Here is a 14,176-nt window from a genome sequence, read left to right on the forward strand (position 1 = left end):
TCGGCGTTGGACATCTCAGCCATCGATTTTCCTAACCGGACGCCGCAACAGGCTTTTCAGGATCACGCCGGACCGAGAAGTGCCGTAGACCTTGTACCCATGCCTTTGCCAGGGTGAGATCAGCCTGCGAAAGCGGATGTCCGACTGGCAGCGTACGGTGCTGCACCTCGGCGCCGGCCTGCTGCAGCATTGTGGCGAGACGTGCCGAGTTGTCGCGCGGAATGATCGGATCCGATTTCCCCGACACGATCAGTACAGGCTTGCCGGCGAGATCGGTCGTCGGCGCTTGGCGCAAGGGCACCATTGCCCGGAGCAGGATGGCGCCCGCGAGCACGTCCGGGCGCAGCAGCACGACCGCGGCGGCGATGTTGGCGCCGTTGGAGTAGCCGAGTGCGATCGGCGCCGCGAGGCCGTAGCGACTACGCGCGGCGACAACGAAATCCGCCAGTTCGTTGGCGCGGCGGCGCACGTCGTCTTCGTCGAACACGCCTTCGGCCAGCCGGCGGAAGAAGCGCGGCATGCCCTGCTCCAGAACCTGACCGCGCACTGACAGCAGCGGTGCGGCGGGCGCGACGGCCCGACCGAGAGGCAGCAGATCGTTTTCGTCGCCGCCGGTGCCGTGCAGGAGCAGGAGAGGCGGTGCCTCTAGCCGGTTGCCCGGCTCAAGGCGGTGAATAAAGGTGAGGTCGTTGCTCATTACGCAGCCCTTTCCAATGGCGGTAATACTCCTTCGATGTCGTTGCGGTGCGGCTCGAGGAACGCCGGCAGCTTGAGATGTTCGCCGAGCGACTCGACAGGCTCGTCGACGGCAAAGCCGGGGATGTCGGTGGCAATTTCGAGCAGAATGCCGCCGGGTTCGCGGAAATAGACCGAACGGAAGTAGTTGCGGTCCTTCTGTTCAGTCGGATGCTGGCCGTGGGTCTCCACGAGCTTGCGCGACATCTCGGCCTGGTCGGCGTCGTCGGCGGCGCGGAAGGCGACGTGATGCACGGAGCCGGCGCCTTGGCGTCCGGGCAGGAAACCCTTTGCCTCATAGATGTCAACGATGCCACCGGCGGCATTGTCCGCCGTGAGACGGATGATTGAGCCTTCGCGGACGGTTTCCTTGAAGCCGAACACGTCGGTCAGGATCGAACTGGTCTTGGCGGCATTCTCAAGCAGCAGCGTGACTCCATGAAAACCGCGGATCGCATGTTCCCCCGGCACGTCACCGTTGCTCCAGCCGGCCTCGTTCTCGGCGCCGGGGACGCCGACCAGTGCGAGGCTCATGCCGTCCGGATCGGTGAAGGGCAGCACGGCTTCGCCAAAGCGCTTCTCCAGTGCCTCGTGGGCGATGCCCTTTTCAATGAAACGGTGCGTCCAATAGCCGAGCGAGCGAGCCGGCACGCGGAACGCGGTCTGCTGGGTCTGGCCGACACCGCCGCGGCCTGCCGCTGCGCCTTCCCACGGGAAGAAGGTGAGGATTGTGCCGGGATGGCCGGTCTCGTCGCCGTAATAGAAGTGATAGGTACCGGGGTCGTCGAAATTGACGGTCTTCTTGACGAAGCGGAGACCGAGCGACCGGGTGTAAAAGTCGAAGTTTCGCAGGGCGTTACCTGCGATGGCGGTGACATGATGGATGCCTGACAAGGTCTTTCTCCTGGATTAGGAGGCGCCCGGCCTCCGTTGTCAGGGATAATTGGCGTAGGCTAATTCAAAGACAATCCGGTCTTTCATGACATGACTGTCTATGATTTGATGACAATCATGGATAAGCTCAGCAGCCTCCGCGCCTTCGTCAAAGTGGTCGAACTCGGCAGTTTCTCGGAAGCCGGCCGGCAACTCAGGCTCTCGCGCTCAGCGATCAGCAAGTATGTCAGCGATCTTGAGCAGGACCTCGGCGTACAACTCCTGAACCGCACCACCCGGCACGCCAGCCCGAACGAAAACGGCCAGGCCTATTTCGAGCGCGCACTCGTGATTCTTGCCGACCTCGACGCAGCCGATCACGCCGTCGCGCAGGCGCAGGCGACGCCGCGCGGCCTGTTGCGCGTCAATGCGCCGATGTCCTTCGGCACGCTCCAGCTTGGCCCGGCCGTCGCGGATTTCATGGCGCTGTATCCAGAGCTCCGTATTCACCTTGTGCTCAGCGACGAGCAGATCGATCCGGTGCAGGGTGGTTATGACGTCACCTTGCGCATCGCTGATCTTGAATCGTCGAGCCTGATTGCGCGCAAGATCCTGGCGATCGATCGGGCAATCTGCGCGGCGCCGGATTATCTTGAGCAGTATGGCACGCCGAAACATCCCAACGAATTGCGGAGTCACGCGCTGCTGACCTATGGCTTTCTGCTGACCGGCAATCAGTGGAAATTGACTGGCCCCGATGGGGACCACTGGGTTCAGCCGGAATGGACGCTGTGCGCCAACAACGCCGAGGTGCTGCGCGACGCCGCGATCGCGGGCAGGGGCGTTGCGTTGCTGCCGACCTTCATCGCCGGCGATGCCCTGCGCGAAGGCGCGCTACAGAGATTCCTCGAAGGATATCAGGCACCGCCACTGCACCTTTACGCGATCTATCCACCGACGCGGCACTTGGCAGTCAAGGTGCGACTTTTCATCGATTTTCTGGTCGAACGCTTCGCGAGCCAGCCACCAGGGGATCTAGTAGAACCATGATCCATCATCCGATCGAACGAGCCTAGGTACGCGACCGCAAGCCCTCGACTGGCCCGTCGGCGAGAGGATCTTGAAGTCTTGGAATCTGGCCTTCGGGACGCCTAACACCTTGCACGATCACTGATCAACGTTGGGCACCCATTCCTCCGCGGTTGAGTCCCAATGATGGGTGTCGTCGAAGTGTTTCCAGAGCGGCCGCCTTGGTTTGCTTTCACCCCTCTGTCGTAACGCATTCAGTGCGCTGAGTTGGACGACGAGAGCTCCAGCCATCATCATCCATTCGCGAACGTTGTATCGGGAGTTCCATTTGATTGTCGCGAGCATCGGATGCCTCCTTCAAAGTAAGAAGCCTTACCCAATCTTAGCCTGGGCCGAGAACACAGGGATATAAAGTACTTCACAGTCAGCCACCATCTTCGACATAGCCGCGGGCGCCTTAGCGGCGGCAATTTGAAGCGAAGTACCAGTCGCCCAACAGAATCCGACCTGAACTGTCAAACGCCTCGGTGTGGGTCATAAGCTGCCCTCTGGCGAACGACCTCTTCTGGCGCAAAGCGGACAGCCGAGAGAAGAACCGTGTGAGTCAGCTCACAAATGAGCAGCTTACTAAGAGCTACAGTGCCTTCTAAGGGCCGATGTCTCAACTTCCATAGAGCTTCCCCAACGCGCCATCGGGCGCTCAGAACGGGGAACAGTGACACTAGTTCGAACTGCACCCCGACTGACCTGGCGGCCCTTGTGTAAGGGCAGGGAAGCACGGAAGCCAACTCAGCTCCGATCTTCCCACGTTGCAACGGTCTAATATAGTCGAGCGTGCAACGGAGGAGGGTACCTTGGCGATAGCTTCACCCGAGACGGATTCTGTTAGGCGCCTTGAGGATCTCCCGTCACCGCGCGGGCTGCCGTTAGTCGGCAATTTTCATCAATTACTCAATTTTGAAGAGTTGCATAGACGCATTGAGAGCTGGGAAGCAGAGCTTGGACAGTCCTTCACCTTTCGCATGTTTTCAAAGTTGGTTTTGGTTACTTCAGACCCCAAGCTCGCTGACATTGTTTTGCACGAGAGACCAGAGGCGTTTCGGCGGCTATCGACCATTCAGACAGTTGCCGACGAATTGGGTCTGAACGGCCTATTTTCGGTCGAAGGAGCGGCTTGGTTTCGACAACGCAACTTGATCCTCCAGGCACTTGCTCCAAACCAGCTGCCAGAGTTCTTTCCGACACTCCGCACGATCACAGGGCGGCTGCGCAGCCGATGGGAACGCGTCGCGAAAATCGGCGGGGTCACAGACGTCGTTGAGGATCTCACCCGGTACACCGTCGATGTAACTTCGAGCTTATCCTTCGGTCAGGATGTCAACACACTTGAACGTGAAGAGGATGCAGTCCAACGGCATCTTGGAGTGATTTTTCCTAAGCTTACCTCTCGAATCTTCAGTCCGGTGCCTTACTGGCAATACGTGAGATTGCCGAGCGATCGAAAACTAGAACGGTCGCTCGGGGAAATTCGAGCGCACATCCAGAATATAATTAACCGCGCTCACGCGGACCTGAAAGCTCAGTCCGGTGTTCCAAAGAATTTGCTGCAATCGATGTTGAGCGCCGCGGCTGAGCCAAACTCTGGCATTACGGATAGAGACGTCTATGCGAACGTATTGACGCTCCTTCTTGCTGGCGAAGACACCACGGCGCATGCGCTGGCGTGGACCTTATATTTTCTCTCGCAACGGTCCGACCTGCAGGCCTTGCTTCGGGGTGAGGCCAAGGAAACGCTTGGCGAAGCCGCAATCGCTCCGGATTACGAAACAACAGCAAAGTTGACGCTTTTCGATGGGGTCGCCTTTGAGGCTATGCGCTTCAAGCCAGTTACCCCGCTGCTTGGTCTAGAAACAAATCGAGACTTCGTTCTAGATGGCATCTTATTGCCCGCGGGTACGCAGGTATTTCTTTGCGCGCGGCCAGCTATGATGGATGACAAGTACTTCACCAACGCCCAGGCGTTCGAGCCTAGCCGATGGTCGCGCCGAGCCGAGGGGACTTCCTCCCGTCAGGCCTTTACCCAGTTCGGTGGAGGCCCTCGAGTCTGCCCGGGAAGGTCGCTCGCCATACGTGAGATTCGGATGGTGCTTTCTATGCTGTCACGAAACTTTTCGATCGAGTTCGTCGGCGACCCGAGCGAGGTTCGTGAGATCTTTTCCTTTACCATGAAGCCGAGTTCCGTGCCGCTACGCCTACGGGTGCTAAATTGACGGGGATCGAGCGTCGTTGATTGCTCCTTCGACGTGCCAGCAGAGCTTGCAGAAGCTGCGGCCGAACTTGCTACGCCGGACCGGTGCGTCCGGTCTTGGCGCGGAAGCGACCACCGCTCGTGCTGCCGGTGGTCGACGATCAGAGCTCGATTTGCTCCGCAATATTTAGAGCGTCATCCACCTCAATTCCAAGATATCGGACGGTGCTCTCCAGCTTCGTATGGCCGAGGAGGAGTTGAACAGCGCGAAGGTTGCCTGTCTTGCGGTAGATCTGAGTGGCCTTCGTACGCCGCATCGAATGGGTACCATAGGAGATTGATTCCAAACCGATGCCATCAACCCAGCGATGCACCAGTCGAGAATATTGTCGGGTGGATAGGTGAGGGCGTGCATGCAGTCTGCTGGGGAAGAGATATCGAGAGCCGGTCGTCCGGATCGATCGTAACCAAATCTCCAAGGAAGTCCTTGTCTGCTCCGTAATCTCGAATTGCACGGGTCGGCCTGTCTTCTTTTGAACGACCGTCGCTCGAACTCGGACCCTAGCGCTCGAACATATTTCGTCGACACGCAGTTTGACCAAATCACAAGCGCGAAGTTTGCTATCTATCGCCAGATTGAACAGGGAAAGGTCTCGCCACATCTGGGCGACCTCCAATCGAACGCGAATGGACCAAACGTGTTTGGGCTGAAGAGGCTTTTTCTGGCCGACGAGCAACCCCTTATTCCATGGTATTGGACGGCTTTTGCAAACAGGACGAACGTGCATGGTGGGTTCTCCGCCAACCCGCCCGGCCGCGTCGCTCAATAGCGAGCACGGTATTATAGCGACGAATGCGTCTTCATCTCACCCAGCTGCGATTTCAGGACGACAGGTTTGGCGCAAAGCGGACGTTCGCTGAAAAGCTGTGTCAGCTAAGTGCCAACAGGCAATATCATTCGATCAGTTCGTTAGGTCCTAAGAGAAGTGATTTGGCACGTACCGTGTAATCGCTTCGGTACGTCTAGCACGCGCAATGGCACCTGCAGTAATTTGATTGTCACGCCTGTGGGCCATTAATCCGAAGCGGAGATTTGGGCGATGGTTCATCAAAGGAAAGCGTAGGTGAGTAGAAGCCAGGTATGGAATACACGCCGAGTTGCTCCTTGCGTTTTGGGCCTCGATAGGTTTTAAGCCCGGTGACTTCATGACCATAGGCATGAACGAGAAGCGAGCTGCGTGGCTTTGCCGCGTTTTAAGCAGAGTGACGCACTCTGCGTCGCTCATGCGCTTTAGATTGTTCTGAGCCTCCGCAAAGGAATCCATCATGGCCAAGATGACCAAGAATCAGTTGATTGATGCAATTGCAGAGGGAACGCAGGTTTCTAAGGGAGACGTAAAGGCCGTCATCGAGCAGATGGCGACTGTAGGCTATAAGGAGCTGAATGAATTCGGCGAGTTCGTCATTCCCGGCTTCGTCAAAATGTCGGTCGTGAACAAGCCTGCTACTGAAGCCCGCAGCGGTGTAAATCCTTTCACGAAAGAGCCTATGGAGTTCGCGGCCAAGCCAGCCAGCAAGTCGGTCAAGTCGTCACCCCTGAAGGTTGCTAAAGACGCTGTTTGAAGCGGGCGGGTTGGTCGAGGCGTGTTCGTTTGTCTGAACTGTGGGTAATTCCATCACACCCTAGACAGACACCTCCACCCGCACGCTGTGCGCCCCGAGACGGAATCTCTGGAGGGCCTAGGGAGACAGCCTCGCAAAGGCCATGCGGTGTAATGCCCGCGTGGCCTTCTGTTTTTTATTTACGATTGTCTGACCGTAAAAATACGGACTCTGTTCGTTCTCCGTGAACAGACAGTGATTTTAGGCCGCCTTCGTCGGAGCGGCTAGGCTTGGAGATCGTTGCTATCCATCCGAATTCTGGGGGAACCGGTCGCCATGTCCCGTGAAGATTTTTCGGGGATCAGCCGGCATATGCCTTGTCGAGGTTGGCGATGGCAATTTTTTTCATCTTCATCATGGTCTGCGCGATCGGCCTTTTGCGATCGGGATCGCTCAGGTAACGGCCGAGGGCCGTGGGCACAACCTGCCAGCGCAAGCCGCCGAGCGGCTTAGCAATTCTCGCAAATCAGGTTGGCTTTTTGATCTTTGGACGCACGGCATCGATTGACGGGAGACCAAGGGCCTCACGAAGATAAGATAGCGAACCGCTGCCGAAATCTGGCAGGCTAAGCAGCGCAGCGTCGGAAACTTCACGCACGTCCCCAATCGTCTTCAAGCCCGCGGCATGGAGTGTTTTCCCCGTATCCTGGTGGTAAATCGGACGTTCTCGACGGGGGTGTCGCCTGGAAGCTCTGGGGCCGGATAAAGCATCGGCCCCGCGGCTGCTTCCCGCCTGAGACGTTCTTCCCGCAGCCGCTCCCGATTTTCATGAAATGCCTTCTGAGCGCTTTCATGCTCCGCGATGGCTTCTTCTGCCTCGCGGCTTCTGAGAGTTTTCCGCTCAGCAGCCGAGAGGTCGGCATCGCTGCTTTTCTCGCCGCTCATTTTCGCTTTCAGCATTTCGCTCCAGCCGGCGCGTAATCGATAGGTAATGCAGCAGCCAATCTCTGACGGTTTGGTAAGGGTCAGTGCTGCCGCTAGAGAATTTGTATTTGTCTTTTATCTGCATCGCGAACGCTGCGGCTTGTTCGTCCGTTTCTCTCAGATCCTTCGGAAGCGAACGCCATTCCCGAATAATCTCGTGCCTGGCATTCACCTGGTTCATTTTTGTGCCCTCAACTTCAACCCCAGTTTGACAAGCCGGCGTCTTTATTCCGCTACACGAGCGATCTTTTGCTTTAAATGGTGCGTCTCGTGATCGCGGCGGAGCTGGCTTAGCGAAGTCTCATTGAGTTGAAGCATTACCTCGCTGAGTTGCGTGGTTTCCGGATACCCGGCGGCAAAACCCTGTCCGTAAATTTTTCGCAGCGTGCGGACAAGGGTGTTTCCGTATTTCCCGCTAATTTCGCCATCCTTGTTGCGGTGCCGATTGTCGAGACCTGCCTTGCTCATGCTGCTCTCCATTGTGCTCACAGCCGAGAGCATCCTCCCGCCGGGACCGAATCGCAACTAGACTACGCTCGCGAAATCATGTCTTATGCGCGCCATCGGGAGGATGAGGGTGGGGCAACCGGTTCACACGCGAGCGGTTCTCTAAATTAAATTGAGGGCCGCCTAGCTCGACAATATTCAGCGATCCCGCAATCTACAGCAAAGATCATGTCGAACAGGAGAATCTTGCTGCCGCGTATGAGACTAAGCTGTGGCTAACAGCTACCAGTGGGACATCGTATTCGAGGACGGCAACTTCTATAAGAAGGGCATCGGTGGCCTAGGCCTCTACATATCACCCTCCTGTGATATGGTTCTAGCCTGGTTTTGCACTTGAAAGAATAGCGAGGTGACCATGGCGCGCTCTGGTGCGTTCGCGAAGTAACAAGCCCGGCGGCGAGATCCTGACCTCCACATGAGCGACCCACTCGCGTCGATCCGGCCGTAGGAACTGTGGCGCCGTGGCGCGCCGAAAAAGGTGCTGCTTGCTGCGGTGCAGGAGTCCGTTGCTGGCACTTTTCGGACCTGACAGGCTTGGCTGATGTCCGTTATTGAGAGCAAAGCCGACCTCCTTGTTGAGCATTCGGACTTCAGAGTTTGACCCTGGCTGTGTAAAAACGCAAAAAAATCGAAGAGCGACGAGAATGACATTCTTCAGTTCGATTTCTAAATTGAATGCGCTTTCGAATTGAAGGCCTAAAGCGGTCTTGGACGAATAACTTCTTCTATCGCGATTGAGCGTCTTCGCGTTTTCACACAGCCAAGACCCAATGCGGAATGCCGGCGGATGTAGCGCGTGACACCGTCATCCGTTGAAGCGGATTGACCGAGGAGCCTCCTCATCCGCAATTTGACAGCATCTCCTAGAGTGTGGTCTCGACCGAGTGCGGCGAAATCCCAAGTTCACCAAATCCGGGCATCTTCGGCGAAGACAGGGTGTCGATCTGCATCAGTTCCACTTGATTGCGCCTGAGGAACGGACTCGGCAACATTTCGGACGCCCACGCAAGTGCATGCCAAACGGCAAGCGGGATTGGAATCGGTCGGGTCCAGCCTGGTGCGCAACGGCTCTGAGAAACTCCTCGTAAGTGTAGACGCGAGGGCCGCCGAACTCGAAGTCGAAGGCGTCTCTGCTCGCTGCATGACCCGAGCAATCGCCTCCGCCACTTCTTCCACATAGGCCGGCAGCAATCTGGTCACGCCGCGGCCGAACATCGGATAGACTGGAAGGTGGCGGAGGAGCTTGAGGATGGTCGTGAGAAACGCGTCATCCGGTCCGAACATCACGGCCGGGCGGATGAAAGGTGTCTCGACGAACGCGGCCCGGACCGTCAGTTCGCCTTCGCCGCGCTTTCGGATGTACCGTGATTGCGAAACGGCATCGGCGCCGATACCTGAGATGTGAATGAGCCGATCGACTCCGGTACGGTGCGCTTGAGCCGCTACCCGTTGGGCAGAATCGACGTGAACGGAATGACAAGTCTCCTGTCCGTGCTCGACGTAAAGCCTTACCGCATCTACAACGCCGCAGGCGCCGGCAAGCGCATCCGCGACTGATCGCTCGTCGTGAATGTTGGCCCCTACGGATTGAAGTTGCGGATCATCACGACTAAACAGCCTGTGCCCCTGATCCGGATGCCTTGACGCGATCCGAACGGGAAATCCGCGAGAGCGCAGATGCCGAACGATGCGGCGGCCGAGAAAGCCGGTTCCGCCGAACACGGTGACGGTGCGACCGTTCGTTGCCATCCTTTGATTTTCTCGGTGCTCAGAGAGACCGTAGCATAGCCCCAGCCGAAGCTGATGTCAGGGTGACGGCCCTTCTGTCTCAGCAAGCCCCCCAACTTCCTGAACAAAGTCGCTATTGATTCTTTGCAGGCGAGCTCGGAAGCACGGCTGCCATACCTTCCGGATTGATGTTGAAGGCCAGGAATATCAACGGCTCGTTGCCTGGGTTTCCCCATTGGTGCACGAGGGCGTACGGTTCATAGATCAAGGAACCCGGTCCCCTTGTTTCCGTCTTGCCATCGACCGTGTTGGCCCCGGTGCCGGAGACGATAAAGTATAGCGCCGCGCCCGACCGATGGTGTGGCGGGTTGGAGGGCATCCCCGCCGGAAATATGACTCGCGTGAGATTGAGATCATAACTACCTGGCTTCAGGTCGGGAATTGGGTTCGCTGAGCGATATAATTCTGTCACGGCCGCAGGTGCCGCTTCGGCAGGCCGATCCAGGTCTGCGGCGGCAGCGAGCAAGAAGTGGAGGAAAGTAGATGGCCCGTTGGCGCCTGCCCTTAGCGCCGCGATCTTTCCGCGGGCGATAAACAGCCCCTCACCGGGGTTGAGCCTTTTTGCCCCACCATCGAGCGCGACCTGGGTCGTACCTGACATCTGGTAGAGGATGCCGTCGGCCGCCGAGATGGCGCTCATCGCGTCCGGTTGAAGGGTGACGCTCACCGCTTTGAAATAGAGCGGCACGTCCGTGACGGTCGCCAGTTTGGTTGCGGCGACCACCGTTCGTGTAATTGCCGGTGGAGCAGGGGTGGTTTGTGCGGTCCCGGAGGCGGGAAGCGCCAATGCGCCGAGCAACATTAGTCCGATTGTCCTGAACTGCATGATTGCCTCCCAGGGTCAGCGGAAAATCGGAGCACCATACGCCCTCCCGGCGCCTCTTGGAATGGCGGTTCGCTTTGGGCTGCTATTGGACGGAATCCGGGTGCAAAGGCCGAGCGAAACTGAGTTCGTGGCCGTCGGGGTCGACGAGGTGGAAGAAGCGCTCACTCCATTCGGCGTCGCGGGGCACGGTAGCTGGCTGCAATCCCGTACGAGCGCACGGTCGTAAAGTGCGTCAACATCGGCGACGTAGAAGATTACCCGCCCCACCAGGACCAGCGCCGCTCGGTAGGTTGGGCGATGAGGTTGAGATAGCTCGTCCCGCTCGAAAGCTTGTGAATGATGACTCCTCGCCGCCATGCAGGACCTCGAACCCTAGCGCGCGGTAGAACCGGACAGCTCGTCGCATTTCGCGGGTGCACAGTGTGACTGCGCTGATCCCCTCGATCATGGACAGAACTCTCCTGTTTTTTCCTGCGCCGTTTGTAGTCGATACTTTTCCCTGCGAAAGCAGGGATCCCGCTGAACGGCGAGCCGGTGCGAGGCGGCCGCGTCCGCTTTCCCGATTTTTGAGCCTGCCGTGTGTGGTAAGCTAGAGCGTGGATAAATCACTCAAAGTCGCACCCGCGAAAGGAGCAGAGTATGAAGAGCGATAAAGACGTTATCGAATACCTCAACAAAGCGCTGCGCCACGAACTCACCGCGGTGAACCAGTACTGGCTGCATTACCGTCTGCTCGACAATTGGGGCTACAAAGAGCTCGCCAAGACATGGCGCAAGGAATCCATTGAAGAGATGCAGCATTCTGACAAGCTCATCGAACGCATCATCTTCCTCGATGGATTTCCCAATATGCAGACGCTGGAGTCCCTTCATATCGGGAAAACCGTGAAGGCTGTGCTCGATAGCGACTTGAAGGCCGAGTTGTCAGCGCACTCCCTCTACGCTGAAGCCGCGACCCATTGCCATTCGGTCAAAGATTACGGGACACGAAGCCTGTTTGAGACCCTGATGCACGATGAGGAAGAGCACATCGACTTTCTGGAAACCCAGGTCGATCTCGTCACGAAGATCGGCCCCGAGCTCTATGCCCAACATCATATCGGAGAACTTGGCGAAGACTGAGGTGTTGAGGTCGATACATGCGAGCAGCCAAGCCAGACTCGGCCAACTATCGATAGCTCTCGCGAGCCAGAGCCAGATGAGGAATGTCCGTTGTTGGCCCATCCGCGAAGTGGCGGCGCGCCTGATTGACGTCCGCTTAGTGGGGCATGGCCGACTAGATTTGCTCACGTTGAGTTCTTCGCATTTTGACCCGGAACGGACCTCGTGATTCAATTTAGTGCACCCTTGGCCGTTGGCTCAACTGCTTGAAGCCGGGCGGGCAGGCAGCCTACCCCAGGGCATCAGGCGCGGAGAGTCGGCCTGCTCTTGCACAAGGACACTGGAATCTGCCGAGCGGGCAAGCTAGTCGCAATTAGCTAGTCCCGAAATGACGGATCCAACCGCTCCAACTTGCGAAGCAGTGCTGGCCAGGCGAGTGCGCCGGGGCCGACCCCCCGAGTGACCTTATTCCGAGCCATTTGAATGCCGTCGAGAATGGGTTTGGGGATGGGGATCAGCTCGCTGCCACCGGATTGCGCGCGGACCTGAATCATGCAGCTCGCTTCAAAAGTGTACATGAATGCGAATGCGTCGGCGATCGAGGCGGCCGCGGTGAGCAGGCCGTGATTGCGCAGCATCAGGAAGTTCTTGTCGCCGAGATCGCGCACGAGGCGCGGTTTTTCATCCTCGTTGAGCGCGAGGCCCTCGTAGTCGTGATAGGAGAGTGAAGAAAGGACGAACATCGACTGTTGCGAGATCGGCAGCAGGCCGTTCTTCTGCGCGGATACCGCGACGCCATTGGGCGTATGAGTGTGCATCACGCATAATGCGTCCTGGCGCGCAGCGTGCACCGCGCTGTGAATGGTAAAGCCGGCGGGATTGACGTCATATTCCGAGGGCATCACCTTGCGGCCCTCAAGATCAATTTTCACGAGCGAAGACGCGGTGATCTCCTCGAACATCCACCCGTATGGATTGATGAGGAAATGGTGCTCGGGTCCCGGCACGCGAGCGGAGATGTGGGTAAAGACGAGATCATCCCACCCGTATAGCGCGACGAGGCGGTAGGCTGCAGCGAGGTTGACGCGCGCATCCCATTCATCCTTGCTGACTTGATCGCGGACGTTGAGGGAGCTCTTGGAGTTAGCGACGCTCATGGCACTCTCCTTCATGCGGAAGTTGCAGGTACACTTTAGCACGGCTTGGAACGCAAAAAATCAGGCAATCTCACGGGTGTGACCTCGTTGAATGTCGAACTCGGATCGAAGCGGCTGGAGTTGCTGACGGCGAAAGTCGAGCTGATAAACCTCAAGACCGCTAAGGCGCTCGGCATTACCGTGCCGCAGGCACTCCTTGCCCGCACGAGGTAATCGAATGAATGACGAGATGTCTGTTCAAGGCCCTTAGCGGATGTCGAACCAGCGCTCTGCTAGGTCTGCTACTGTGGGTAAAACGGACATGGGCAGAGTTTGCCGGCTAACCGACCACTTCCAATTAGCCTGCCTCAATCTAACCATGGCCTGAAATGGCGCGCCGCCTGAGGCCCGACTACAATGGACCTATCATGCCATTCATGCTTTTGTTTGGAACGGCCTCCCAACCGGAGAGACTAGAATTTGGATCCTACTTCGAACGTTGCGACCGGAACATCTCTGCAAGACCTGATCGAGCGAATTGGCTCAGAACATGTTGAGCGGCGACTGAAAATCGAAGTCGAGCATGAGGCCCAGCTGTTTGGACAGGGACTGATCTTCTTTAATCTTGAAAACTGGTACGCAGCGCCGTGGATTGTTAGAACTGCGCTGAAGCTGACTGGACTTTATGGCCGTGCGCGTCGAAACGCTGACCACGTCGTTGTCAAACAACATAGCGTGGCTTTCGCCAATCTTCCCCCGGCATTTGACAATTTCACTATCCTTCACATCAGCGATCTGCATGCCGACATAAGTGTAGGCGCGATGCGGCATCTGGTTAGCGTGGTCGGCGGCCTTCAATACGACATTTGCGTCTTAACCGGCGACTATCGCGGCAAGACATATGGTCCATTCGAAAAAAGTCTAGAAATCATCGATGAACTGCAGGCCCCATTGAAGGGGCCAGTTTATGGGGTGCTTGGTAACCACGACAGCATCCGTATGGCCCCTTCAATGGAAGCCATGGGAATCTGCATGCTGTTCAACGAGTGCGAACCGATTGTTCGTGATGGACAACGTATTTTCCTGGCCGGCGTTGACGATCCGCATTTCTATCGGGCAGACGACATTGAGAAAGCCGCGTTGCAAATTCCTTCAGATGCCTTTTCGATTTTGTTGGCGCACACGCCGGAAGTTTACGATCGAGCGATGAGCGCCAGATTCGATCTCATGTTATGCGGACACACCCACGGAGGCCAGCTTTGCCTACCCGGTGGAATTCCGATCAAGCTGGAGGCAGCATTACCTTGATTCATGGGCGCTGGACCATGGCACCATGGCGCCATGGTC

Annotated in this window: 16 protein-coding genes; 6 read left to right on the plus strand and 10 right to left on the minus strand. The window is 57.4% G+C overall.

Annotated features, from left to right (window positions below; all coding sequences use genetic code 11):
* Nucleotides 1–31 precede the first annotated feature (31 nt).
* Both V1278_RS14960 and V1278_RS14965 read right to left on the minus strand, forming a co-directional pair.
* A complete protein-coding gene (locus V1278_RS14960) occupies nt 32–697 on the minus strand; it encodes an alpha/beta hydrolase (protein WP_334381282.1) in 666 nt (221 codons plus the stop codon).
* On the minus strand, nt 697–1,629 hold the full coding sequence (locus V1278_RS14965; protein ID WP_334381284.1) for a ring-cleaving dioxygenase: 933 nt from the start codon (nt 1,627–1,629) through the stop codon (nt 697–699). Before V1278_RS14965 ends, V1278_RS14960 begins: the two co-directional genes overlap by 1 nt.
* A 117-nt stretch (nt 1,630–1,746) precedes the next feature.
* Between V1278_RS14965 and V1278_RS14970 the strand changes: the two genes are divergently transcribed.
* Complete coding sequence (locus V1278_RS14970; RefSeq protein ID WP_334356867.1) at nt 1,747–2,658, plus strand: LysR family transcriptional regulator; 912 nt, start codon at nt 1,747–1,749, stop codon at nt 2,656–2,658.
* A 117-nt stretch (nt 2,659–2,775) separates the two neighbouring features.
* Here V1278_RS14970 and V1278_RS14975 read toward each other — a convergent pair whose 3' ends face one another.
* The gene (locus tag V1278_RS14975; protein ID WP_334381285.1) at nt 2,776–2,982 is read right to left on the minus strand and encodes a hypothetical protein; all 207 of its coding nucleotides are present in this window, start codon (nt 2,980–2,982) and stop codon (nt 2,776–2,778) included.
* A 509-nt stretch (nt 2,983–3,491) separates the two neighbouring features.
* Here V1278_RS14975 and V1278_RS14980 point away from each other — a divergent pair.
* Complete coding sequence (locus tag V1278_RS14980; protein ID WP_334381286.1) at nt 3,492–4,907, plus strand: cytochrome P450; 1,416 nt, start codon at nt 3,492–3,494, stop codon at nt 4,905–4,907.
* Nucleotides 4,908–5,046: 139 nt separating this feature from the next.
* On the opposite strand, the gene V1278_RS14985 is transcribed toward V1278_RS14980, so the two are convergent.
* Nucleotides 5,047–5,673 (minus strand): tyrosine-type recombinase/integrase, encoded by a 627-nt coding sequence (locus V1278_RS14985; protein WP_334381287.1) that lies wholly within the window; start codon nt 5,671–5,673, stop codon nt 5,047–5,049.
* A 538-nt stretch (nt 5,674–6,211) separates the two neighbouring features.
* Between V1278_RS14985 and V1278_RS14990 the strand changes: the two genes are divergently transcribed.
* Complete coding sequence (locus V1278_RS14990; RefSeq protein ID WP_334381288.1) at nt 6,212–6,508, plus strand: HU family DNA-binding protein; 297 nt, start codon at nt 6,212–6,214, stop codon at nt 6,506–6,508.
* A gap of 340 nt (nt 6,509–6,848) precedes the next feature.
* On the opposite strand, the gene V1278_RS14995 is transcribed toward V1278_RS14990, so the two are convergent.
* The 5 genes from V1278_RS14995 to V1278_RS15015 all read right to left on the minus strand — a co-directional run bounded on the left by V1278_RS14995 (nt 6,849) and on the right by V1278_RS15015 (nt 10,592).
* Entirely contained in the window at nt 6,849–6,983 is a 135-nt protein-coding gene (locus tag V1278_RS14995; protein WP_334381289.1) for a hypothetical protein, read from the minus strand.
* 176 nt (nt 6,984–7,159) lie between these two features.
* Complete coding sequence (locus V1278_RS15000) at nt 7,160–7,447, minus strand: hypothetical protein (protein WP_334384337.1); 288 nt, start codon at nt 7,445–7,447, stop codon at nt 7,160–7,162.
* A 249-nt stretch (nt 7,448–7,696) separates the two neighbouring features.
* A complete protein-coding gene (locus V1278_RS15005; RefSeq protein WP_334381290.1) occupies nt 7,697–7,939 on the minus strand; it encodes a hypothetical protein in 243 nt (80 codons plus the stop codon).
* Between the two features lie 942 nt (nt 7,940–8,881).
* Nucleotides 8,882–9,727 (minus strand): NAD(P)H-binding protein, encoded by an 846-nt coding sequence (locus V1278_RS15010; protein ID WP_334381291.1) that lies wholly within the window; start codon nt 9,725–9,727, stop codon nt 8,882–8,884.
* Nucleotides 9,728–9,839: 112 nt separating this feature from the next.
* Nucleotides 9,840–10,592: a cupin domain-containing protein gene (locus V1278_RS15015; RefSeq protein ID WP_334381292.1), complete on the minus strand. Its 753-nt coding sequence runs from the start codon at nt 10,590–10,592 to the stop codon at nt 9,840–9,842.
* A gap of 639 nt (nt 10,593–11,231) precedes the next feature.
* Here V1278_RS15015 and bfr point away from each other — a divergent pair.
* A complete protein-coding gene (bfr, locus tag V1278_RS15020; protein ID WP_334362650.1) occupies nt 11,232–11,714 on the plus strand; it encodes a bacterioferritin in 483 nt (160 codons plus the stop codon).
* A 356-nt stretch (nt 11,715–12,070) separates the two neighbouring features.
* Here bfr and V1278_RS15025 read toward each other — a convergent pair whose 3' ends face one another.
* Nucleotides 12,071–12,850: a class II aldolase/adducin family protein gene (locus V1278_RS15025; protein WP_334381293.1), complete on the minus strand. Its 780-nt coding sequence runs from the start codon at nt 12,848–12,850 to the stop codon at nt 12,071–12,073.
* 78 nt (nt 12,851–12,928) lie between these two features.
* Here V1278_RS15025 and V1278_RS15030 point away from each other — a divergent pair, with 78 nt between their 5' ends.
* Together V1278_RS15030 and V1278_RS15035 are read left to right on the plus strand one after the other, a co-directional pair.
* Nucleotides 12,929–13,063, plus strand: a complete 135-nt coding sequence (locus V1278_RS15030) for a hypothetical protein (RefSeq protein ID WP_334381294.1) — start codon at nt 12,929–12,931, stop codon at nt 13,061–13,063.
* Nucleotides 13,064–13,309: 246 nt separating this feature from the next.
* The gene (locus V1278_RS15035; RefSeq protein WP_334381295.1) at nt 13,310–14,137 is read left to right on the plus strand and encodes a metallophosphoesterase; all 828 of its coding nucleotides are present in this window, start codon (nt 13,310–13,312) and stop codon (nt 14,135–14,137) included.
* Nucleotides 14,138–14,176: the final 39 nt, after the last annotated feature.

Source organism: Bradyrhizobium sp. AZCC 1577 (assembly GCF_036924575.1).
In the GTDB taxonomy this organism is placed as follows: Bacteria; Pseudomonadota; Alphaproteobacteria; order Rhizobiales; family Xanthobacteraceae; genus Bradyrhizobium.